Genomic DNA, 22,157 nt, shown 5'->3' on the forward strand with positions numbered 1-22,157 from the left:
GGGTTGGGGTGCCGGGGATGGTGGATGAGCACGGTGTGGTACTGTTCGCACCCAATCTGGGCTGGGAAATGGTAGATCTGCGGGGCATTCTGGAGCGGTCTTTCGAAGTTCCGGTGACGATCGACAACGAAGCGAATGCAGGCGCTCAAGGGGAGCTGAACTTCGGAGCGGCGCGTGATGTGCGCCATCTGCTCTATATCAGTGCAGGCTCGGGGATTGGTTCTGGAATTATTATCGGCGGAGAGCTGTACAAGGGGGCACGCGGATATGCCGGAGAGACCGGCCATATGACCATAGAGGCGGAAGGCAAACCCTGCAGCTGCGGCAGCCGGGGGTGCTGGGAACTATACGCTTCAGAGAAAACTTACGACAATCCCGGGCTGGCGCTGCCTGCCCGCAGCACATCCGAGCTGGTCAGGCATGCACTGGAGGGGCAGGAAGACACATTGCGCCATTTCAATACCATCGGCGAATACCTCGGGATCGGTGTTACCAATCTTATTAACAGCTTTAACCCCGAGCTGATCGTGATTGGCGGGGCTCTATCGGAAGCCGAGCCTTGGCTGGGCGAGCCGCTGCGGAGAGTGGTTGCCGAGCGGACCCTGCCGTATCATAAGCAGCAGCTCGAAATCATCTTTTCACGGCTGGGCAGCCGCGGGACCATGGTCGGAGCGGGTTTTTCGGCAGTGATGCATTTCCTTGGGAACATCCGGGTAACACTCTAGGCAAAATTGACGTAAAATTGCCGCAATTATAGGGGCAGCGGTACAGAAAAAGGAAGATCAATCCTTTATAATAGGGGATAAAAGTGTGACAAATGTCACTACAATCCTTTTTTCTGAATGGAGAGAGAGTCCATGACTTATGTTGATACGTCTGATATTTCGGCGCAGATGTTCATCACTGTGCTGCTGCTGCTGCTCATCATCGCTCCACTCATTAGCCTCGGCGTTCTTCGCCTGTTCCAGTCGAAAAAAAAATCAGGAATACTGCTTATTACCTGCGGCATAGCTGTCTATGCCCTTTTTCAAATCATTATGTATATTTACAGCTAAACCGCTCCACCCCCGGGTACTTTTCGCCCAAACTGCTAATCTTAAATCCGCAATGGCTATAAAAACCCACAGCTTCCCGGTCTGTCTCAGCCTGAAGCATTTCGATGCCACCGCATTTCCGGAGTTCTCCGATCATTGCAGCACCAATTCCACGGCCCCGCCAGCGGGTCTGAACGGCGATATGCAGGATTTCCGCTTCCGTTCCCGGACCTCGCCGGATGCCGATCAATCCCGCCAGTTCACCATCTATGAAGGTGCCCTGCAGTTCCCGTGAATCTTCAGCAAGATAGCGGTCCACTTCCTCCCGTACACGCTCATCGTCTGCCATCATGCACTCTGCCAGTAGCCGCTCTACAGCATTCCTGTCCCAATAATTGATTAAGCTGATCAACATTCTCTATCGCCTCCTTATCTAAATATTCATACAAAAAACCGCCTCCAGCGCGGAAGCGGCCCTTGTTTCCTCAAGCAGAGGAGTACCTGATCTGACGATTATACAGTAGCCAACGCCTTATCGAATTGGGTTTTATTCATGCCGACGATTTTGAAATCGCCGATGACGGTTACAGGTACAGCCCGCATCCCCATATCCCACACCTGCTGGGCGAAATCATCATTTTGTTCAATGTTGCGCTCCTCGTAGGAGACGCCCTTCTCACTCAGGAAGCTTTTGACCTGACGGCAATGGGGACAGTTGGTCGAGGTGTATACAATTACGTTTTCCATGTTCTAATCTCCTCCTAAAAGCTTTATCGACTTACACTAAAACATCAGCTTACTATATTATAGCACCGTGGTGCCTGCAATACCAAGGGCATATTACAAAATAACTGCACTGTGCTCCAGGCTCTCAATGTACTTCTCAGCATCCATAGCCGCCATACATCCGCTGCCCGCTGCGGTAATCGCTTGTTTGTAACGGGTATCCTGTACATCTCCGCAAGCGAAGACGCCGGGAATATTAGTTTCGGAAGTGCCTGGATTCGTGACGATATAGCCGTTTGCATCCGTTGTAATCTGTCCGCCGAGGAATGCCGTATTCGGATGATGCCCAATAGCGACAAACACACCGCTGGCCTCAATGAACTCTTCTTCTCCGGTTTCATTGTTAAGCACTTTAATTCCGTTCACACCTCTATCGCCGGAAGTTACTTCCAGCGGAGTGCGGTTCAAGCCCCAGGCAACCTTTTCATTATCACGGACCCGGTCCTGCATGATTTTGGAGGCACGAAGTTCTTCACGACGGTGCACAAGGGTTACTTTGGAAGCAAAACGGGTCAGGAAGCCCGCCTCTTCAAGAGCTGAGTCGCCGCCACCGATCACCACGATCTCTTTGCCCCGGAAGAAAAATCCGTCGCAGGTTGCACAAGTGCTGACACCGCGTCCGATATTGTCCTGTTCACCCGGAATGCCCAGGTATTTAGCTGTTGCACCTGTCGAGAGAATCAGAGTATCCGTAGTCAGCGCGCCCATCCCTTCAACATTCAGCTTAAAAGGGCGTTCCCCAAGCTCTACACTGTTCACCCAGCCTGTAACAAACTTGGCACCAAAGCGTTCAGCCTGCTTGCGCATATTATCCATGAGCTCCGGACCCATGATGCCATCGGGAAATCCCGGAAAATTCTCCACTTCCGTGGTGGTGGTAAGCTGTCCGCCCGGCTGAGGCCCTTCAATAACCAATGGATTCAGATTGGCACGGGCCAGGTAGATGGCCGCAGTCAATCCGGCAGGGCCGGTTCCGATAATAATTGATTTATACATGACTATATCCTCCTTGAGATGGACGGCTAAGGCACCGCTCTATATTTCCTTAATTAAAATTATTATAATGTAGTACTAATTATGCTCATCTCAAGGGAATCTGTCAATATGCCAGACACGATGTAATCGCTCTATTTCGTGAACAATTCAATTTTAAGCAATCTATTTTGGGGAATGGGTATAAATAGGGATTCCAGACCTTTTTCAACGCAAAAGTCTCAGTCCGTTCAGGATGACAAGGATCGTGCTGCCTTCATGGCCAACGACTCCAAACGGAAGGGCAATTCCCTGTAAAAAGTTGCTCAGCATCAAGGTAGCTATGACCGTGACGGCAAAGATCATATTCTGCTTCACGATCCGCTGGGTACGGCGGGCCAGCTTAATCGTTGAGGCGATTTCCTCAATATTGTCATTCATCAATACCACATCGGCAATCTCCAGTGCTGCGCCGCTTCCGTTCATGCCCATCCCCATGCCAACTGTGGCAGTAGCGAGTGCCGGAGCATCATTCACCCCGTCCCCCACCATAATCACATTACCGTATTGTTCACGCAGTGCTTTGATGTGCGTCACTTTGTCCTCAGGCAGCAGTCCTGCGAATACAAGATCCACACCTGTCTGCCCGGCTATTACTTCTGCTGTCGCCGCGCGGTCACCCGTCAGCATGGCCACCTTAATACCAAGCTGCTGCAGCTTCCGAACCGCCGCTACCGCCTGTGGACGCACCGTATCCTGGAGCGCAATCATCCCGGCAATCCGTTCGCCGTCGAGGATCAGCGATACTGTCTTGCCTTCACTCTCCAGCTGCTTGCGGAGCGATCTCCACTGCTCATCCTCGAGTTCATTGCGCTCATCCAGCAAATTGGACTTGCCGATTCTCCACAGCCGGCCTGCAATCAACCCTTCAATCCCCCAGCCGGTAACGGATGTGCTCTCTTCAATCACATGCAGCACGAGGTGTTCTTCCTCTGCCTTGCGGACAATGGCCTCCGCCAGCGGATGGCGGGACAACTTCTCAATCGACGCGCTGACCCTCAGCAGCTCATTGCGGTCATACTCTTCTCCGGCTATAAAATCAGTCACCTGCGGAAGTCCAGCAGTCAAAGTCCCGGTCTTGTCAAAAGCAACTACCGAGGTTTTTGCCATATTCTCCAAATGAACGCCGCCTTTGAAAAGAATGCCTTTACGGGCGCTTTTGGAGATTGCCGACAGCATGGCTGGCATAATGGATGAAACCAAGGCGCAAGGAGAAGCCACTACAAGAAACACCATTGCTTTATAGAAGGTAGCGCTCCAGCTCCAGTCCAGAATAAATGGCGGCAGTGCAATCAGCGCGATCGTCGCAGCAACCACTACACGGGCATAGATGGACTCCAGCCGTTTGATGAAGCGTTGTGATTCAGGCACCTCGGTTTCGGCTTCTTCTACCATTTTGATAATTTTTGAAAACAAGGTGTTCTCCGCAGACTTGGTCACCTCTATATACAGCGGGCCTTCCCCATTGATCGTTCCAGCAAACACTTCGCTGCCCGTACTTTTCTCTACAGGCAGGGATTCACCTGTGATGGATGCCTGATTGACCGCCGATTCTCCCCGGTAGACGGTGCCGTCTGCCGGAATAAGCTCACCCGGACGCACAAGCAGCAGATCTCCTACAGCGAGCAGATCAATCGCTACCTCACTCATGACCCCTTTTTCAATACGAACGGCGGTGGCCGGCTTCAGAGCCAGCAGTGATGAGATATCCTTCTTGCTGCGCTCCATCGTATAGCTCTCCAGAGCCCCGCTCAGCGCAAAAATAAAGATCAGCATCGCGCCTTCATTCCAGTACCCGATTGATGCAGCGCCCAGTGCGGCAGCAATCATCAGAAGGTTCACGTCCAGATCACGTTCCTTGATAAGTGTCTCCACGCCTTCTTTCGCCTTGATCCATCCGCCAACCGTGTAGGACACCACATACAGAAGAATCGAGAATACCTCCGACCAGCCACTGACGGCCCAGGCGATCAGCATGAGTAGCCCGCTGCCAAGTGCAGCTTGCATTTCGGAATTGTGGAGCATGGCTTTGGGATCGAACCGGCGCGGCTGCGGAGTACGCGGCTGCTGTGCGCTTTTTCCCTGTGACATGGATTTAGGCAGGTGTTTGGATGTAGCTTGCATAAGTAAATCACACTCCTGATTCATTTTTTTGAACTACTGGCTGAGAATGAGAGCCATTCTTAAGGCCCTTAAAATGACACATGCTGCCCCGGCTTAGCCGGGACAGCATGGTAAATGAGAATGATAATCGTTGTTGCCATTGTACAATTTTATTTCCTTAGTGCAACTTATAGTTATAATATATCACGATCCGCAAAAAAGTAAAGCCGCAGACAGACCTAATTTGTGATGCTTATTCTTGGGCCCCGGGTGCGTAATCCTTCCTTTTAGGCTATTAATCTTTAATAGGGTGAACAGCTATATAGAGTTAACTTTATATATGTAAAAGGCAGCCCGGTTAAATGCCGGGCTGCCTTCTGCGTGAGTTTATGGAGGCTATAACAATACTTCTACTTTCACTGCTGCTTTTCCCGGATAGGCGGGTACGAAGTTACCTTCCAGCCGCTGGCCATCGACACGGATTTCCTTTACCCCCTTGCAGCTGTGAGAGCTGTTGGTCACGGAAATCTCGTACAGGCAGCCGCGGAATTTCCGGCTCACCTTGAAGCCTTCCCACTCCGAGGGAATGCATGGATCAATGGACAGTCCCTCCAATACAGGCTTAATCCCCATAATATACTGGGTTGCGGCGATATACATCCATGCGGCAGTACCGGTCAGCCAGGAAACGTTGGCCAGTCCAAACTTGTCGGATTCAGGTCCAAACAGATTGGAGGCATAGACGAACGGCTCTGCTTTGTAACGCCATAACCCGGCCTGCTCCATAGCGACGTTAGGAATCAGCTGGCGGTAATATTTGTAGGCCTGATCCCCTCTTCCCAGCAGGCATTCGGCAATAATGGCCCAGGTGTTGGCATGGCAGAAGACCGCTCCATTCTCCCCCGTGCCTTTATTATAATTGGTCAGCGGGTCCGCAGGATCCGGGAAGGTCGTGATGGAAGGATGCAGCTTCTTAATACCCAGCTCTGTATCCAGAATATCACGCACACTGTCCATAGCCTGCACGGCTTTATCCGGGTCGGCCATGCCGGACAGGGTGGCCCAGGTTTGCGCATTGAGCCAGATTTTGGCCTCGTCATGCTCGTCTGTCCCCAGGAAACGCCCGTCATCCATCACCGCCCGCCGGAACCAGCGCCCATCCCAGCCCAGACTGTTCACCAGCTGCTTCTGATTCTCATACAGAGCTTCATAGTCTGCCACATGCTCCGGATGACCGGAGGCCACAGCCAGATCCTTCATGCGCAGAAGCACTGTTCCGAGCTGCATCGCAGTCCAGATGCTCTCCCCTTTGCCCTGGCGGCAGACCCGGAAAAGCTGGTCATTCCAGTCCGAGCGCAGCATTAGCGGAAAGCCGTTGGGTCCCCTATGAGAGGCAGTGTAATCGATGGCACGTTTCAAATGCTCATATAGCGTGGCATCACCGCCGTCATAAAAGGGAAGGCCCTCCAACAGAAACCCTGCATCGCCGGTCTCCGCGAGAATATCCCATACGGCAAGCGCCGTCCACAGATGGTCATCGGAATGAATGCTGGTCACCGGGTCCCATCCCTCATTCGGGAAGAAATAATGGTTCACATGCCCATCCTGATATTGCTGCCCCAGCAGCAAACGGACTTTCTCTTTTGCCGCCTCGGGATCAAGCGGGACGACAGCTAATATATCCTGGGCTGTGTCGCGGAAGCCCACTCCCCGGAAGGTACCGGTGGCATAGAAGGAGATATTGCGTGAAAAGAGGAAGTTCCGCTGTGCCTGATACGGATTCCATAGGTTGATCATCCGCTGCGCATCTTGATCCGGCAGCTCACAATTCCATCCGCCCAGATAATGGTCCCAGTTCTCCTTAAGCCCCGCATAAGAGCGGGCGACGAAATCCTCCTCACGCGAATGGGCGATGGCCCGCGCCACTTCTGCTTCGTTCATCGCCGTCCCGAGAAAGAAATTCACGGTGCGGGTTTCGCCGGGCTGCAGGGTCACCTGTACCTGGAGCGCACCGCAGGGGTCCCCGCCTAGAAGTGTTGAGCCCTTGCAGCCTCCCTGCTCAACGGCAACAGGATTGGACTCACTCCGGTAGCTGCCGATAAATTCTTCACGGTCACCGTCATAGCTGTACAGCGGCGCATCGGACATCATATACACCAGCGGTGTCTCGTCCGGCTTCGGCTGATTTTCCACACCGTATTTGTAGACAAGTGCCTCCCCGGGGTGATATTGCACGGACACCTGATGCTTGTTGTAGCACTGCCACTGCAGCTCCCGCATGAATTCCATCATCCCAAACTCGGCGTAGGCGTATACATTCAGTATCTTCACCCCGGGACTGTTGTTGGTCAGCGTCAAATTCCAGATTAATGAGTTCTCATAAGGTCCGACAAAATAGACCGTCTGTGCTGAAATTCCATCCTCCCTCGCCTCGAAACGGGTATAGCCCAGACCGTGGCTGCTTTTCCATTCCTGCGGCTTCTGGAAAGCAGGCTCATAGGTAGGACACCAGTAACTGCCTGTTCCGGCATCCTGAAGATAAATATAAGGACCGGAGCGGTCGGTGGGCAGATGAAAAAAACGGTAGCGGGTAATCCGCCAGATCTGGGGCGATTTATAAAAAGCGACTCCACCGCCCGCATGGGACAGCATGGTGTGGAACGTGCCGTTGGACAAGTAATTCATCCATGGCGTCGGCATATCATGACGCTTGAACTCCACTTCCTTCGCTTCGTCACGGAACGAGAAATACGCGTCCAGCTCCTCCTTGCGGGTAAGCTTAGCTTCCCCGGGGGTATCTGGTGCAGTCTTCTCAAGCTCTTCGCGGCCTGACTGTCCGGCTGGACTTAAGGGTCCGGATTGCTTCATCATTGGTATGGCTCCTCTCGGGTTCGCAATGTTTACTTGGGCTCAACCTCATCCATCGTCATGCGGAACTCCAAATCGTTCATATACGTTCCGTCCCTGTTCAAGAAGACCATGCCAAAAGCAATGTCCTCCTCGCCTCCCTGCACAATAGCAATCAGCCGGTTGGTTCCGCAGCTCAGTTCAATCTCCTTCTCCGGTGCGGCAACCTGCTGACCGTTCATATATATCTCAAATGCACAGTCCGATTTCACCCGCAGGGAGCCGGTGCGGACGGATGAAGTCCCTGTACCCGCTTCGGGAAGATGCACAAAGCAGCTCAGGAACAGCGGACGTCCTGCCGGGTCAGGAATCAGCAGAGTTCCGCCTTCGCGCCGTTCTTTTTTCTTCATCCAGCCGTACAGGCCTTCCCCCAGATTGTTCAAGGAAAATTCCGGATCGGTGTAGTATTCCTTCATGGCCTGGTAATCCACATAAGGCGGGCAGTACAGTGTCATTGCCGCTTCCACCGCCCATTCCGCATCACCCTTATCGCGGATCAGCAGTTCGTCTGTGAATTCCGCTCCGAGATTGGCAAGCAGGCGGGTATAGAGCCGCAGGCTTTTCTCGCTGTCCGAGTCCATAAGCAGCTGCGAGCAGATGATCTCCCCCTCCCCAGCGGTCAGCCGGATCAGAAAGGCTCCAGGCTCGCAGGCCTTGTCGCGGTTCAGCTCGACCAGCGCCAGCCTGCTGTATTCTCCGGTGTGCTGCCCGGCAAAATAATCCTTCCAGGCGGTCCCCTCCACGCTGGTACACAGTACCTCGGCGTCCGGCACTTCCAGCCTGTACGCCGCCAGCTCCCGGTTCACTACGTCCCGGGGCGAGAGATGCACTTTGTCGAACCCGAACAGGTCGACAGGGCTGATTCCGCGGACGGCGGCGTGAGCGTAGTCCGCCTCCAGGTGGTACGTCCCGTGCGGTGCGATGCGCACGGGGCGGTCCAGAAGGCGGGCAAGCGCCTCCTGTCCGCCGGGTTCTGCCGGCAGCACGAGCACTCTGCTGCCGGCACTTGCAGCCTGCCGGACGGCTTCCGCCGCGCCCGGGCCGTTCAGCAGTGCGGCCTCCACCACGAGGAGGCCGGGATTCAGGCTGGATAAGCCTTCGGCGCTATCCAGCCTTGTGCCCTTCAGGCGAAGCTTGCCGAGCACAGCTTCCGCCGCCCCGCCGCTGCGGACCCATGCCGCAGCGGGCACCGGTGCCGCAGCCGCGTAATCGGCGCGGCCCGCGTATTGGAGCAGATTCCGCAGCAGCAGACAGGCCTGGGGAATCTGCTGGATATGGTCCATAATCTCCAGCTGATTGGCCAGGAACATTCCTGCTCCGCTGCGGTATTCCAGAAGTGGTGACCACAGGTCTCCGCCGTCCCCGAAATCACCGCTGCTGCACTCCAGCAGGAGGGTGAAATCTCCTGCTACAGGCTTTTCAAAGGCAGCCTTAATGATCGGCACCGGCCCTTCCTCGCGGAGCTCCTCATGCCAGAACATGAGATCCTCATCTCCAAGACCTTGGAGCACGGGATGTCCATAATCCCCCGCATGGGCACGGATGAATTCTCTGCGGACCAGCGGAAGCTTGCCAAGCGAAAGATGAAGCTGCTCCAGCAGCAGCAGCCTGCCGCCCTTCTGTACAAAAGCTCTTAGCTGACGGTCCAGCTCCCCGTCCCCATCCTGCATTTTACTGCCGACGATCAAGAGGATGCCGCCCGGCAACTGCTCTATGGCTTCTGCCTCCACCCGGATCAGGTTGGGGACCAGAACGCAGATCGCTTGATAGTCTCTTTCAGAGCCAATATATACAGCGGGAAGTTCTACTACCACCGGCTTGGTCTTAAAGCTGCCGGACAGCAGCCGGTACCTAAGGTTAAGCTCATGCTTCAGCTCTCCGCCGTGGAACAGCCTGGCTGTGAGCACTGCTTCCCCATCGCGGGCGACGGCATCCGGCATCCACTCCAGGCGGATATTCCGGCGTTCGGCAGGTTCTTGACGGAACCCGAAATTCTGTGTATGCACCACCCGCCCGTCCTGCTGCACAGTACATTCAATGGTCACCGCTTGTTCCGCCAGCGTATCGTTATAGACATCGAAGCTGCGGCGGACCTTCGAGTCGTCGAAGAAGCAGCGGTTATACTCGGCAGCAATCATCGTTACCGGCTTGAAGGCCTCCGACATGACCGCAAAGGCTGGATTGACCCGGTAGGCCGGATATTCCTCCGGCAGCTGCCCGTTATTCAGTGAAAGCGAGTATGCCGGAATAAGCGCAGGCTTAGGGCCTGGCGTTGTCAGATCGGCAGGCGGCAGGAAAATATTCCGGTCAGGCATTGCCCGCATAAAATAATGGGCGAAGTTGAAGGTGGCGATGCCGGATACCCCCTGTCGCCGCGCGTATTCTATGAACAGCCGCTCCTTCTGTGCTAGGCCGGCAGCACTCGCGTCTGTATCGCGATATACGCCAAGTCCCGTATACATGCTGCTGTTCTGCGGGCAAATGTACCACCAGCTGCCATGCTCTCCAAAGGTAAGCGGGACTGTGCGGTCCCACTGGGAGATCGTGCCGTCAATGTTATAGTGGCGGCTCTCCACTTCTGTAAGCTCCTTGGAGAGCAGGCGGTTATCCCCTTCCACCATAATCGGACGGGTGGAATCGAGATCTCTCATAATATCTATCAGACCCGGAATGTATGGTTTGTAGTCATCCCGCCCGTCCACCCAGCGCATCTCGTTCTGTACACTCCACAGGATGACGGAAGGATGGTTTTTATCCCGCTGCACCAGCCGCCGTACATGAGCCTTGCAATTGGCTATGAAATCCGGATGGGCGGCGTCCATTGTTTTGGCAGAGCCATAGATGGCGCTCTCGTCGACGATGAGCATTCCCTCCTCATCGGCAATCCGCAAATAATCCGCAGGATATGGCTCGGCATGCAGCCGGATGCTGTTGACACCAGCCTGTCTGCACATACGGTACCAATTGCGGATGTAGTCCTCTGTCTGCTGTGCCGCCCCCTGGAAATGCCAGGAGTCTCCCCGCAGGTTGACCGGAATTCCGTTCAGCATAAACTGCGGGCCTTCGCACCAGAATTCCCGGAAGCCGAACGTCTCGGTCCGGCGGTCGAGGATTTCCTCCCCTGCCCGAAGCTCCAGCTCCAGCGCATACAGAACCGGAGTCTCCGGGCTCCACAGCTTGGCATCCTGCCAGGGCAGCACAAACCGGGCTTCCTGCCACTTCCGTTGATCTGTGTTCTCACATAATTGCCGGCCTTTCACAGCCTCCTGAGACACCACTGCTGCACCAGCCTCTGCTTCAAGAACCGGCAGCGCCCCTTCTCCATCCAAAGGCAAGGTGCCCGTTAGATGCTCCTTCACTTTAAGGATGACCCGCAGCGAATCCTCCGTTGAGGTAGCAGGCTCCATACCTATCAGCGCATCCACCTCCAGGAGACCTTGGCGGAAAAGGGTACGGATTGTGATATCCTCCAGCGTTACAGAGGGATAACCTTCGAGGAATACATCCTGCCATATCCCCCTTGAAATCCTGCCGAACCAGGAGCCCGCAAGTCCCGTAATCTTCTTATCCCCGGAGGGGAGCACCGTTTGATCAAAGCTTCCGCAGACCACATGCAGGTGCTGCTCCTGACCCGGCTTCACCCTGGAGCTGATATCCAGCCGTAAGGGCAGATACCCGTCCTCCCAGATGGCGATCCGCTCCCGGTCCAGATATACAGCCGCTTTCTGCATCATTCCATCAAACCGCAGCACCACCCGCTGCCCCAGCATGTCCTCCGGGATCTGAAAGGACCGGTGCAGCACACCGGCCTCCGCTGCATCCCATTCGCTTGGATAGCCGTATACATCCAGCGGGGCGAACCCGTACTCCGCGATTTCCCCGAACCTTCTCCCGAACGGCTGCGGATAGCTGTGGCGCCAGCTTGAAGGAACCTGGATCTTGCGGGCTTCATACACCAGTCTCTCAGGAAGTGTCCGGCAGAACGGCTGATCGTAGAGCGGCATGAAATCCCATTCACCGTTTAAACATAACGAGGTGTGCATCCTCTATTCACTCTCCTTTTTGCCGGCAGGGACCGGTACGTTAAGCACGATAGTGAGTTTTTTCCAAATTTCCTGGTCAGCCGGAGCATCCATCCATTTCATAAAATGCGGGTCCATCACTTCTCCCCATTGATCCGGCCTGAGATTCGTTGCGAGCTTTCCCGCATAAGGCGCCGGCTCCACCGTACTGGGCTGCTCGGCATAAAAGAACAGCAGGTTCTCATGAAGTCCGATGATTCCGTATTTGTCACCGTCTCCCGGACGCTCCTCCTGATATTGGTAGTGATAATAGATATAGCTTGAAACCTGCTCCGGCTTCAAAAGCGCCACCCGTCCAAAGGGAGCACTCTCCTGTTGATTGCGCTTCCAATGCTGCCCGGAAACCGGCTGCTGGTAGTGAAAAATGTCCATCATGGGCACCCACCATCTGGGCTGCTGTCCTCCCGGCCAGACCTTGAGCAGCTCCTCCGCATCTGCAAACAGCCGCTCCGGTTCATGCCGCTCTCCGCCGCATTCGTAATAAAGAAACAGCTCATTCCCTTCCTGGAATACGCTTAACCGCGAGATATCCAGCATTTCCATTCGTTCATTCAGCAATGGGAGCCGGGATTGAAAATAGAGCTCTGGAAACCCGCCCTCCCTGCACTCGGCCCTATATAAACAGCGCTGCATAGTCACCCTCCAGCCTTATGTCATCTTCTTCTTCAGAGTAGCGCATCCGGCGGGCTGCTTCCTTGACGATCAGGACCATCTTTAGCATAATAACGACATGACAAAAAAACTCTATGCACGGGATCTGGGACTCGAACCCGGCTTCACTTTCCGTATTCAAAAATGCCCGCTGACACATGATTATTATGTGCACTGCCATGATTTCTCGGAACTGGTGGTCATTCTGGAGGGTAGCGCAATTCATATCATTGAAGGAAAGGAGTATCCCGTTTCTGCGGGTCAGGTGTTTTTTATACACAGTGATATCTCCCACGGCTACAAAAATGTGCAGAATATTCAATACGTCAATGTCATGTTCCATCCCGACCAGCTGCTACAGTTGCCAGAGCTTAAACTTCTCCCGGGATTCCAGGCGTTGTTTTATCTGGAGCCCTTTTTCCGCAAGGAAATGTTCTTCAAAGGCATGCTCGCTCTGCAGCCCGCGCAGCTTGATGAGGTGAATCTTTTGCTCGACCGGATTCTGGAGGAGCACGACCGGCAAGTTGACGGCTACCGGCTGATGATCCGCACCTATTTCACGGCGCTCGTCGGCACGCTGTCACGGTATTACCGGCAGAATGGCGGCGGGACCGAGAACAAGGCGCTGCGGATCGGGGAGGCGATCACCTATATTGAGGAGCATTTTTTGCAGCCTGTTTCCCTGCAGGATCTGGCCGATCTGGCTTATATGTCCAAGCGCCAGTTCCTCCGTGTATTCACCCGGAATTATCATACGACGCCTATGGATTACGTTATCCGCAAAAGGCTGGACTACTCCTGCACGCTGCTGCGCAATCCAGAGCTGTCCATCTCTCAGGTGGCAATGGACAGCGGCTTCCGGGATCACAACTACTATTCCAGGCAATTCAGAAAAGTGTTCCAGTGCTCGCCTTCGGAATATCGGGTGCATAAGGCGGGGCTGTGACTGCAACACCTGAATCAGCTCCATGCGCAAGGCTGAGGAGGAGCGCTGAAGCAAATGTTCTATAGCAAGAACAAACCCACCCTAATGGGTGAGTCCAGAATCTCATTGCTGTAGGTAACAGCATTGCTCCCAAATTAAGGGTGTACCTGCCTCATTCTGCCCGCTAGCCTGTTTACGGTCAGATCTGAGGTATTTATACCTCTCATTCTGCTCGCTAGCCCGTTCACGGCCAGATCAGAGGTATTTCTACCTCTCATTCTGCTCGCTAGCCCGTTCACGGCCAGATCAGAGGTATTTATACCTCTCATTCTGCCCGCTAGCCCGTTTACGGTCAGATCAGAGGTATTTATACCTCTCATTCTGCTCGCTAGCCCGTTTTGCAAGATAGCTTAGAGTAAGCATCGGGCACATGGTGTTGACGTTCTTAGCGGGGATGCCGCCGTCAAGCTTGCTGTCGAACCAGCGGGTCAGATTTTCCATGATCCCTTCATCGCCCGTTTCCCGGTAGTAGCTGTACAACGCAAACAGCGCCACTCCCTGCGGCCATTCCCAGTTGTCCATTGAGATAATGCCAATAGGTGCTGTCTCCTGAATAGAACCTTTCATTTCCTTCATCCGCTGAATTAAGCGGGAGATATGCCCTTCGAGTACCGCCCGTGCCACTGTTACCATAATGTTCCTCCCCCAAAATATCCTGCCGAATGCACTCTGCTAATTGTTTTGCCATATTCGTGATCTTAGTGTAGTTACGTAATTGCAGGCCGTCTATGTACAAGAATCTTGCTAATAGCCGCCGTCTCTGGCATTGTTCATAATGAAGGTATTGAATAATCAGGAGGTTGAAATGTTATGAGAGTCAAGCTTGATCTTTTTCCGGGCGGTGTTACTAAAGCGCTAACAACGAGCTGGGATGACGGCAGAATCTATGACAGACAGCTTGTGGCGATACTGAATCAGCAGGGTCTGAAGGGCACCTTTCATTTGAATTCAGGGTTTTTCGGCAAGGAAAGCTATATCCTCGGAGAAGAAGTGTCCTCCCTCTATAAGGGTCATGAAATATCCGCACACACCAGCACTCATCCGTTTCTCTCCATGACCCCCCGGGCGGGTATTGCTGAAGAAATTCTGAAGGACCGCGGGCATCTGGAAACCCTTGCGGGCTATCCCGTGAGAGGCATGTCCTATCCATTTGGTGATTACAGCGATGAGGTGCTGAGCGTTCTTCCTGCACTGGGAATCGAATATTCCCGCACTGTGCAATCCCACGGCGGCTTCAACCTGCCGGATAATCTGCTGACATGGCACCCCACCTGTCATCACCGTGATATGCTGCCGCTTGGACAACGATTCCTGGAGGAGAAGCCCCGACATTCGCGGATGCAGCTCCTATATGTCTGGGGGCACAGCTATGAATTCAACGACAATCACAATTGGGAGGAATTGGATCAGTTCGCCAGCCTGATGGGCGGTCGTCAGGAGATCTGGTATGCCACCAATATCGAGATTGCCGACTATCTGTACGCCGTCCGGGGATTGCGCTTCTCCGCTTCCCAAGCCATCGTCTATAATCCGTCAGCAATGGATGTATGGATCACAGCAGAGGACCAGCCCCGCCAGATATCCGCAGGTACTACGGTGCGGCTGGATTAACGCAGGATACGGCAGGAGCTGGAGCGGAGCAACAGGGATCAAAAATAGGAATATTTGATGCGTGAGGCATTCCTATGGTTATGAATAGGTAATGTTCAGCACACCTCAGTTAACGTGACGCCGGTTCAAACCAACCTGCCGTTGTTACAGTGCAGATCCACCGGCGGCGCTTCAACAACGGCACTTCTGCCGTTGTTACAGAGCAGATTACCGGCCGCGTTTCATCAACGGCACTTCTGCCGTTGTTAAAGCGCAGATCCACCGGCGGTGCTTCAACAACGGCACTTCTGCCGTTGTTTCGGAGCAGATTACCGGCGGCGCTTCAACAACGGCACTTCTGCCGTTGTTACAGAGCAGATTACCGGCGACGCTTCAACAACGGCACTTCTGCCGTTGTTTCGGAGCAGATCCACCGGCGGCGCTTCAACAACGGCACTTCTGCCGTTGTTACAGAGCAAATCCACCGGCGGCGCTTCATCAACGGCACTTCTACCGTTGTTAGAGAGCAGATCCACCGGCGGCGCTTCATCAACGGCACTTCTGCCGTTGTTACGGAGCAGATCCACCGGCGGCGCTTCATCAACGGCACTTCTGCCGTTGTTACAGAGCAGATCCACCGGCGGTGCTTCAACAACGGTACTTCTGCCGTTGTTGAAGCAAGAACCCGCCCTTTGGACGATTCCGCTATTATTTCCAGCAGCAGATCATAATTCCCTAAATAACAGAAGACCCGGTTCCTTCTCGCACGGCGCAGAAGAGATCGGGTTTCCTGTTTTTATATATGGAGAGGTACAGGCCTGGAAATCGGGAACATCAGATTTCCAGGCCTGGCTGATGTTCTAAGTGTGTGTTATCAACACACTGCTGGACTAGCTGCTAAGCCATCCTCCGGCGGCTGGCTTGGCCTGATCCTGCCGGGCCATCCAGGTCAGGCAGGCTGCCCGCAGCAGCGCTTCTGTCCGCTGGCCCGCGCTGCAAAAGATCCCGCCGAAGCCGATCCGGTACAGATCGGCCAGCGCATACGCCGCCGGTGCCCCCGCGGCGAGCAGTGCCGCCGCCGGCTTCACGCGCTGCACGGCGGCGAGGATCTCTTCCGCCGCCTTGGCGAAGCCTCCGGCGGCGTCTTCCGGCGCGGCTTCGCCTGCCGCGCCATCCAGCACCAGGAAATCGGCGATGCGCGCGATTTCCCCCGCGGCGGCGTGCTCCACATCGGGCGGAATCATCGCCCCGATGCGGCACGCTGCCGCGTAAGCGTGGCCCAGGGTCTGTTCGGCCACGCCCTCGATGAATTCGCGCTGTGCCGCGAATTCGGCTGCGCTGGCGGGATACGGCGCCAGCAGGTCCACGCGGCAGTCGCCGCCCAGGCGCTGGCGCTCCGCGACCGCAGCAAAAAGCGCTTCAAGCTGCGCATCCTGCAGCGCAGCCTGCCTGACCGGCTGATCGGCCAGCTCCAGCATGAAGGGCAGCATCACGGCGGCCCAGGCCCCGTCCGCCGACTCCAGCAGCGCTGCAGCTGACGCGCGCAACCGATAATAGATCCGCTGCAGAATCCGTTCCTCCTGCTCGGCGGTTTCGCTGAACAGCCAGCCCGCATAGAGTTCGTTCACCTCAGGAGCAAACAGCCACTCCCCGCTGCGGATCAGGCAGGGGCCCGCAGGTAATACTCCGGGTTCTTCCCGCAGAACCGTCCGCTCCTCGCGCCCATCCCGAAGCACCAAAAAAGCCGGCCGTTCACCCGGACGTCTAAAATAAGCACGGTGCATAGGCTCGAGTAAGCTTGCGCGCTCTCCCTCAGCAATAAATTCTGCAGCTGCGGAAGCCACAGACGCAGATTGGCTCATTTCTACCCCAATTGCCCGATCTCCGGCAAGATACTTGAACGGACGCTCTTCCTTATTCCGGTTATGCTCCTGCTCGCGTTCACCCTTCATTTCCGCACCCACCTTTTTAGCTTTGGATTGCTGCCGGCTTCCCCCGGACTTCATACCGCCACCGGCATCGTCTGCATACTTCATCTTATAAATACGGGAACCCGCAGCAAAATATGCAAGCGTTACCAATTAATTAGGGCAACAAAATTCATGAAAAAGGCCACTATCCCCTCACGCCGCTCACCGATTGATGAACGATTGCGTATTGGGATAGCGGCCTGTACACACTCTGACTTATTGTTGGCTGGCTGCGATGGCCTGCTCCAGATCATATAGAATATCGTCGATGGATTCTGTACCGATGGAGAGCCGGATTAATTCCGGGGTAACCCCCGCGGCACTTTGTTCCTCATCCGAAAGCTGCTGATGCGTGGTGCTCGCCGGATGAATAATCAGCGATTTGGAATCACCGACATTGGCCAAGTGGGAGAACAGCTTCACGCTCTCGATCAGTTTGACCCCGTTAGCCGCTCCGCCCTTGATTCCGAAAGTGAGAATAGCGCCCTGCCCCTTGGGGAGATACTTCCGGGCCAGCTCATACGATGGATGGCTTGGCAGTCCCACATAGCTGACCCAGTCCACAGCTTCATGCTGCTCCAGATAGCGGGCTACCTTCAGTGCATTCTCACTGTGACGCTCCATTCTCAAATGAAGGGTTTCGAGGCCCTGCAGCAGCAGCCAGGAGTTGAACGGCGAGATCGCTGCACCCAAATCACGCAGCAATTGTACGCGTGCTTTGATGATATAGGCAACCGGTCCTACAGCTTCCGTATAGACCAGTCCGTGATAGCTTGGATCAGGTTCGGTCAGGCCGGGGAATCGTCCGCTTGCCTTCCAATCAAACTTGCCGCTGTCCACAATCACCCCGCCGATGGAGGTACCGTGTCCGCCAATAAATTTGGTAGCAGAATGGACAACAATATCTGCACCAAATTCAATAGGACGAAGCAAGTACGGACTTGGGAACGTATTGTCCACAATCAGCGGGATTCCATGCTCATGGGCGATAGCCGCCACTGCTTCGATATCCAGCACATTCCCCTGCGGATTGCCGATGGTTTCGGCGTACAGGGCCTTTGTCTTGTCCGTAATCGCACTGCGGAAGTTCTCCGGATCATCGGAATCCACAAAGTGCACCTTGATTCCCAGCTTAGGAAGTGTAGTGGAGAACAAATTATAAGTACCGCCATACAGGCTGGCAGAAGAGACAATCTCATCTCCGGCCCCGGCAATATTAAGGATGGAAAAAGAAATTGCCGCTGACCCGGAAGCTGTCGCAAGCGCACCCGCCCCGCCTTCCAGGGCAGCAATACGCTGCTCGAAAACATCGGTGGTCGGATTCATCAGACGGGTATAGATGTTGCCGAACTCCTTCAGAGCGAACAAATTGGCGGCATGCTCGGCATCCCGGAATCCGTAGGACGTGGTCTGGTAGAGCGGCACTGCACGTGCGAAGGTAGTGGGATCAATCTCCTGGCCTGCATGCACGGCTAACGTTTCAAATGACAGCTTGCGGTCTTCTGACAATGGGTTTTCCTCCCTTGATCTGTGTGATGGTAAACCTTAACAACTAAGAATTGTTCCTATTCTCTCACAAACCATGTTATTTGGGAAGAAAAATATCTCATTATTCCAATGTGTTTTATTCAGTTGAGAAAAACTGTGATCCGCAGCAGCCCGCCTTGGTAAGCGCTCTCAAATTTATCGAAGCCATACTTAAGGCTCTCCTTCGGAATTCCATCTTCTGATGAAGCTGCGTAAGCGGCAAAAGTAGTCATCCGGTTAATTGATTTCGCCGCAAATAGAAATATACCAGATTGTCCACAAGCTCGGCCTCTCTAGAGAACCCCAACGCCATCAGCAGGCGTATGGATCTGTCATTTCCGGGATCAACTGTAGCTTCGATGACCTCAAGCCCCATCTGTTCAAATCCAAATTGGATCACCGGATTAAGTGCTTCCGTCATCAGACCCTTGCCCCAGAAGGCTCTGGACAGATCGTAGCCAATTTCCGCTGTGCCTGAGGGTTCAGTTCTCCAGCAATGATATCCGCAGGTTCCCGCCATTCGCTCCTGCTGCTTATCGAATATTCCCCAGCGGCAGCCCGAATCGTCGATGTGAAACTGGATTATTTCATCAGCTTCGGCAATATCCCGGCAGGGCAGAATATCCATATAGCGCGTTACTTCTTCATCCGAGAAATGCTGGAATACAGCCTCATTATCTTCCAGCGTAAGTACTCTTAACCTCAGTCTATCTGTTTCAATAACAGGGTAATTCATCTTCGTCAATAGCCTCTTCTCCACCTTCTCATTTCCTAGAGAAATCCGCTTATTTCTCATCTCATAAAAAAATGGCTGCAGCGTCCCTGATACAATGACGCCGCAGCCGCTTTTTTTGATACTAAATACAATTAATAGTTGCTCTGGCTCTGTTCGCCTTTGGCAATAGCCACTCCGCCGCTGGTGCCGATACGGGTTGCGCCTGCTCCAACCATAACCAGCGCATCTTCTGCGCTGCGCACACCGCCGGAAGCCTTAACACCGATATCAGGACCTACAGTCGCACGCATCAATGCAATATCTTCCTTAGTCGCACCGCCTGTGGAGAATCCGGTCGAAGTTTTCACGAAATCAGCTCCGGCTTCTACGGCGAGCTTGCAGGCGCGGATTTTCTCTTCATCTGTAAGCAGGCAGGTCTCAATAATCACTTTGGTCAGTGCTTTACCGCGTGCTGCATCGACTACTGCAGCGATATCCCGCTTCACCAGTTCATTGTCACCATCCTTCAATGCTCCGATGTTGATGACCATGTCCACTTCTCCCGCACCGTTCGAAATCGCGTTCGTAGTCTCAAATGCCTTGGTTTCCGGTGTCGAAGCGCCCAGCGGGAACCCGATAACCGTGCAGACCTTCACTTCAGGCGTGTCCTTCAACACCTCGTAGGCAGTAGCAACCCATGCCGGATTTACGCAAACTGAAGCGAATGTATAGGTTTTGGCCTCTTCCGCCAGCTTGATGATATCTTCTTTACGGGCATCCGCCTTCAGCAGCGTATGGTCAATGATCCCGGATAATGTGTTTTCGCTCATTATTAATTCCTCCATGATAATCGGTAGTAGACGTTCGCATTCCTTGTAATCATACCAATAGTAGGGCACTTTGGAAAGCTGAGAGGGCGTATGTCCATTTAGTCTATACATAGTAACAAGACTTTGCCTATACTTTCACCTGCCGGATGGCTTCCCGCATATCATTCGTATTCGCGCTGATCACCATTGAAGCCTTGTATATCTCTTTGATTTTCTCCAATTGAAGATCGGTCAGCTCCCGGATCTGCCGGGTCTGATCCGATACGCCGCTGGCAATATAAGCCATGCTGCCTACCGTTGCAGCCACTTCTTCTGAACCTGCGGACAACTGTTCTGTGGTTGCCGATACATCAATGATCTGCTCAGCCACCTCACGAAAGGCGGCGGAAGCTTGCAGCAAGGCCGTTTCCGCTTCGGCAGACATTCGAGTCCCCTCCTTGACTTCCCTGGAGGCATCCGTCATCTGCGTACTAATGCTTGCCGACGCTTTACCGATATGAATCAATAAATCGGCGACCTGCTCCACTGAAGCGGCAGAACCCTCGGCAAGCTTCCGCACTTCACCGGCTACGACGGTGAAGCCCCGTCCATGTTCTCCTGCACGCGCTGCTTCAATCGAAGCATTCAGCGCCAAAAGCTTGGTCTGGTCCGCGAACTGTCTTATTGCAGCCAGCGCCCCCTCGATTTCATCCGCATAGCCTTGCAGCAGCAGTGCCATATCCAGGGTCTCCCCGGTGGATTCAGAGATCGACTTCATTTGCCGGTTCATCTGATTCATGGATGCCTGGGAGGACTCCACAATATCCAGCGCTTTGACCGCGGATTCGGAGACGAAGGCCGCCGATGCCGAAATACGCGAAATGCCTTGCGCCATCTCATCCATTGCCATGGCGCTGCTCTGCGCCCCCTCCGTCTGTGAGCTTGCACCGGCATAGATATCCCCTATTTTGCCGTTGACCGTCTCACTCATCCGCAGTACATCATCGGCATTCCGGGCAAATGTCTCAGAGGTACCATACAGATAATCGGAGGTCGCAGAGACGTTAGACACCATCCCCTTGACCCTGGCGTTCAGATCCTCTGACATCCGGAGCATGACCCGATAAGCCGTTCCGATCTCATCCCGGGACTTCACCGGATGGGCATGCAGTATCCGGGCCGCTTCTGCCAGATCTCCTTCAGCCATGAAGCCGGCACTTTCCGTAATGGTGCGCAGCGGGCGCAAAGCCCGGGAGATGAACCAGACCATGACGCCCAGTGCCGCTAAGGACAGGAACAGGATGATGCCGTAGAGCGGCAGGCTTTGGAACAGAACATCGCGGGTCAAGGAGCTGAGGACAGCGACATCCGTATCAATACCCAAAGCCCCGACCCATTTCCCCTGATCATCCTTCATTGGAGCAAATGCCGATATATAATCCCCGTATTCGGGGCTCTTGATCAGTGGTGTGCTTGCGCTCTCTCCGGCCAGTACTGCCTTGATCGCAGCTGCCGGCATATCCGTCTTCTCATTGATCGGCGAGGCCAGCGGGTCTCCCTTTGGTCTGCCGTCAATCATCAGCAGCGGCTGATTCGCCTCATCAAGCCTGACAAAGTATACATACCGGGCGCCAATCGACTTGCGGAACTGATCAAGCTCCTCCCGGAGTGACCAATACAGATCTGTCTCGTGCGGATCGGCCAAAAAATGGTTATAGCGTCCGGCATTAATCTGCGCTACATATTGACTGGCAATCTTCATGTTGTAGCTGCTGATCGTACCTTTCACAGTCGAGCCGGTATTCACCCATTGAATGGCTATGTTCCCTGCCGCGATACAGATGATGACTGCGGTCATGATACAGAAGATGCGGGCAATGAGTCTTTTTCCGATAAAAGAAAACATAGAGGCCTTCCCTTTCGCGCATGGCAATCGCATTAATAAAGTAGGGCATTCCTGTTTTTG

General features: G+C 54.1%; 18 protein-coding genes. 5 read left to right on the forward strand and 13 right to left on the reverse strand.

What is annotated here, in order from left to right; genetic code table 11:
• Both A3849_RS08420 and A3849_RS08425 read left to right on the forward strand, forming a co-directional pair.
• Window positions 1-725 (forward strand): ROK family protein (locus A3849_RS08420; protein ID WP_143191763.1); only part of this gene is annotated, 725 nt, incomplete at its 5' end.
• 132 nt (window positions 726-857) lie between these two features.
• On the forward strand, window positions 858-1,055 hold the full coding sequence (locus A3849_RS08425; RefSeq protein ID WP_074111011.1) for a hypothetical protein: 198 nt from the start codon (window positions 858-860) through the stop codon (window positions 1,053-1,055).
• Here the strand turns inward: A3849_RS08425 and A3849_RS08430 are convergent.
• From A3849_RS08430 to A3849_RS08460, 7 genes are all read right to left on the reverse strand, one after another.
• Entirely contained in the window at window positions 1,036-1,449 is a 414-nt protein-coding gene (locus tag A3849_RS08430; RefSeq protein ID WP_074111012.1) for a GNAT family N-acetyltransferase, read from the reverse strand. The two genes, A3849_RS08425 and A3849_RS08430, sit on opposite strands and share 20 nt — an antisense overlap.
• A 98-nt stretch (window positions 1,450-1,547) precedes the next feature.
• A complete protein-coding gene (locus A3849_RS08435) occupies window positions 1,548-1,781 on the reverse strand; it encodes a glutaredoxin family protein (protein WP_074085007.1) in 234 nt (77 codons plus the stop codon).
• 93 nt (window positions 1,782-1,874) lie between these two features.
• Complete coding sequence (gene trxB, locus A3849_RS08440) at window positions 1,875-2,816, reverse strand: thioredoxin-disulfide reductase (protein ID WP_074111013.1); 942 nt, start codon at window positions 2,814-2,816, stop codon at window positions 1,875-1,877.
• Between the two features lie 204 nt (window positions 2,817-3,020).
• Window positions 3,021-4,976, reverse strand: coding sequence for a heavy metal translocating P-type ATPase (locus tag A3849_RS08445; protein ID WP_074111014.1), 1,956 nt, complete (start codon window positions 4,974-4,976; stop codon window positions 3,021-3,023).
• A gap of 375 nt (window positions 4,977-5,351) precedes the next feature.
• Entirely contained in the window at window positions 5,352-7,826 is a 2,475-nt protein-coding gene (locus tag A3849_RS08450; RefSeq protein WP_074111015.1) for a GH36-type glycosyl hydrolase domain-containing protein, read from the reverse strand.
• 29 nt (window positions 7,827-7,855) lie between these two features.
• Window positions 7,856-11,905 carry a glycoside hydrolase family 2 gene (locus tag A3849_RS08455; RefSeq protein WP_074111016.1) on the reverse strand — a complete coding sequence of 1,350 codons (4,050 nt, stop codon included), beginning with the start codon at window positions 11,903-11,905 and terminating at the stop codon, window positions 7,856-7,858.
• 3 nt (window positions 11,906-11,908) lie between these two features.
• The gene (locus tag A3849_RS08460) at window positions 11,909-12,577 is read right to left on the reverse strand and encodes a hypothetical protein (RefSeq protein WP_074111017.1); all 669 of its coding nucleotides are present in this window, start codon (window positions 12,575-12,577) and stop codon (window positions 11,909-11,911) included.
• Window positions 12,578-12,674: 97 nt separating this feature from the next.
• Here A3849_RS08460 and A3849_RS08465 point away from each other — a divergent pair, with 97 nt between their 5' ends.
• A complete protein-coding gene (locus tag A3849_RS08465) occupies window positions 12,675-13,541 on the forward strand; it encodes an AraC family transcriptional regulator (RefSeq protein WP_074111018.1) in 867 nt (288 codons plus the stop codon).
• A gap of 336 nt (window positions 13,542-13,877) precedes the next feature.
• On the opposite strand, the gene A3849_RS08470 is transcribed toward A3849_RS08465, so the two are convergent.
• Window positions 13,878-14,213, reverse strand: coding sequence for a glycoside hydrolase family 88 protein (locus tag A3849_RS08470; protein WP_074111019.1), 336 nt, complete (start codon window positions 14,211-14,213; stop codon window positions 13,878-13,880).
• 177 nt (window positions 14,214-14,390) lie between these two features.
• On the opposite strand from A3849_RS08470, the gene A3849_RS08475 reads away from it, so the two are divergent.
• Window positions 14,391-15,191: a polysaccharide deacetylase family protein gene (locus tag A3849_RS08475; RefSeq protein WP_074111020.1), complete on the forward strand. Its 801-nt coding sequence runs from the start codon at window positions 14,391-14,393 to the stop codon at window positions 15,189-15,191.
• A 149-nt stretch (window positions 15,192-15,340) separates the two neighbouring features.
• Window positions 15,341-15,901: a hypothetical protein gene (locus A3849_RS32815; RefSeq protein WP_178382639.1), complete on the forward strand. Its 561-nt coding sequence runs from the start codon at window positions 15,341-15,343 to the stop codon at window positions 15,899-15,901.
• Window positions 15,902-16,060: 159 nt separating this feature from the next.
• Here the strand turns inward: A3849_RS32815 and A3849_RS08485 are convergent, their stop codons facing one another.
• The 5 genes from A3849_RS08485 to A3849_RS08505 all read right to left on the reverse strand — a co-directional run bounded on the left by A3849_RS08485 (window position 16,061) and on the right by A3849_RS08505 (window position 22,097).
• Window positions 16,061-17,122, reverse strand: a complete 1,062-nt coding sequence (locus tag A3849_RS08485) for a hypothetical protein (RefSeq protein WP_143191764.1) — start codon at window positions 17,120-17,122, stop codon at window positions 16,061-16,063.
• 234 nt (window positions 17,123-17,356) lie between these two features.
• Window positions 17,357-18,649: a homocysteine synthase gene (locus A3849_RS08490; protein WP_074111022.1), complete on the reverse strand. Its 1,293-nt coding sequence runs from the start codon at window positions 18,647-18,649 to the stop codon at window positions 17,357-17,359.
• A gap of 247 nt (window positions 18,650-18,896) precedes the next feature.
• Complete coding sequence (locus A3849_RS08495) at window positions 18,897-19,403, reverse strand: GNAT family N-acetyltransferase (RefSeq protein ID WP_074111023.1); 507 nt, start codon at window positions 19,401-19,403, stop codon at window positions 18,897-18,899.
• Between the two features lie 131 nt (window positions 19,404-19,534).
• Window positions 19,535-20,212 (reverse strand): deoxyribose-phosphate aldolase, encoded by a 678-nt coding sequence (gene deoC, locus A3849_RS08500; RefSeq protein WP_074111024.1) that lies wholly within the window; start codon window positions 20,210-20,212, stop codon window positions 19,535-19,537.
• A 127-nt stretch (window positions 20,213-20,339) separates the two neighbouring features.
• The gene (locus A3849_RS08505) at window positions 20,340-22,097 is read right to left on the reverse strand and encodes a methyl-accepting chemotaxis protein (protein WP_074111025.1); all 1,758 of its coding nucleotides are present in this window, start codon (window positions 22,095-22,097) and stop codon (window positions 20,340-20,342) included.
• Window positions 22,098-22,157 lie beyond the last annotated feature (60 nt).

It is taken from the genome of Paenibacillus sp. P46E (genome assembly GCF_001909095.1).
Classification (GTDB): domain Bacteria; phylum Bacillota; class Bacilli; order Paenibacillales; family Paenibacillaceae; genus Paenibacillus_AQ; species Paenibacillus_AQ helianthi.

What these genes read in the sequence shown, in the direction of transcription:
- A3849_RS08430 (WP_074111012.1), bottom strand. Translation starts at nt 1,449, where the DNA reads ATGTTGATCAGCTTAATCAATTATTGGGACAGGAATGCTGTAGAGCGG.
- A3849_RS08505 (WP_074111025.1), bottom strand. Translation starts at nt 22,097, where the DNA reads ATGTTTTCTTTTATCGGAAAAAGACTCATTGCCCGCATCTTCTGTATC.
- A3849_RS08445 (WP_074111014.1), bottom strand. Translation starts at nt 4,976, where the DNA reads ATGCAAGCTACATCCAAACACCTGCCTAAATCCATGTCACAGGGAAAA.
- A3849_RS08475 (WP_074111020.1), top strand. Translation starts at nt 14,391, where the DNA reads ATGAGAGTCAAGCTTGATCTTTTTCCGGGCGGTGTTACTAAAGCGCTA.
- A3849_RS08455 (WP_074111016.1), bottom strand. Translation starts at nt 11,905, where the DNA reads ATGCACACCTCGTTATGTTTAAACGGTGAATGGGATTTCATGCCGCTC.
- A3849_RS08425 (WP_074111011.1), top strand. Translation starts at nt 858, where the DNA reads ATGACTTATGTTGATACGTCTGATATTTCGGCGCAGATGTTCATCACT.
- A3849_RS08435 (WP_074085007.1), bottom strand. Translation starts at nt 1,781, where the DNA reads ATGGAAAACGTAATTGTATACACCTCGACCAACTGTCCCCATTGCCGT.
- trxB (WP_074111013.1), bottom strand. Translation starts at nt 2,816, where the DNA reads ATGTATAAATCAATTATTATCGGAACCGGCCCTGCCGGATTGACTGCG.
- A3849_RS08470 (WP_074111019.1), bottom strand. Translation starts at nt 14,213, where the DNA reads ATGGTAACAGTGGCACGGGCGGTACTCGAAGGGCATATCTCCCGCTTA.
- A3849_RS08450 (WP_074111015.1), bottom strand. Translation starts at nt 7,826, where the DNA reads ATGATGAAGCAATCCGGACCCTTAAGTCCAGCCGGACAGTCAGGCCGC.
- A3849_RS08495 (WP_074111023.1), bottom strand. Translation starts at nt 19,403, where the DNA reads ATGAATTACCCTGTTATTGAAACAGATAGACTGAGGTTAAGAGTACTT.
- deoC (WP_074111024.1), bottom strand. Translation starts at nt 20,212, where the DNA reads ATGAGCGAAAACACATTATCCGGGATCATTGACCATACGCTGCTGAAG.
- A3849_RS08465 (WP_074111018.1), top strand. Translation starts at nt 12,675, where the DNA reads ATGACAAAAAAACTCTATGCACGGGATCTGGGACTCGAACCCGGCTTC.
- A3849_RS08460 (WP_074111017.1), bottom strand. Translation starts at nt 12,577, where the DNA reads ATGCAGCGCTGTTTATATAGGGCCGAGTGCAGGGAGGGCGGGTTTCCA.
- A3849_RS08485 (WP_143191764.1), bottom strand. Translation starts at nt 17,122, where the DNA reads ATGAAGGGTGAACGCGAGCAGGAGCATAACCGGAATAAGGAAGAGCGT.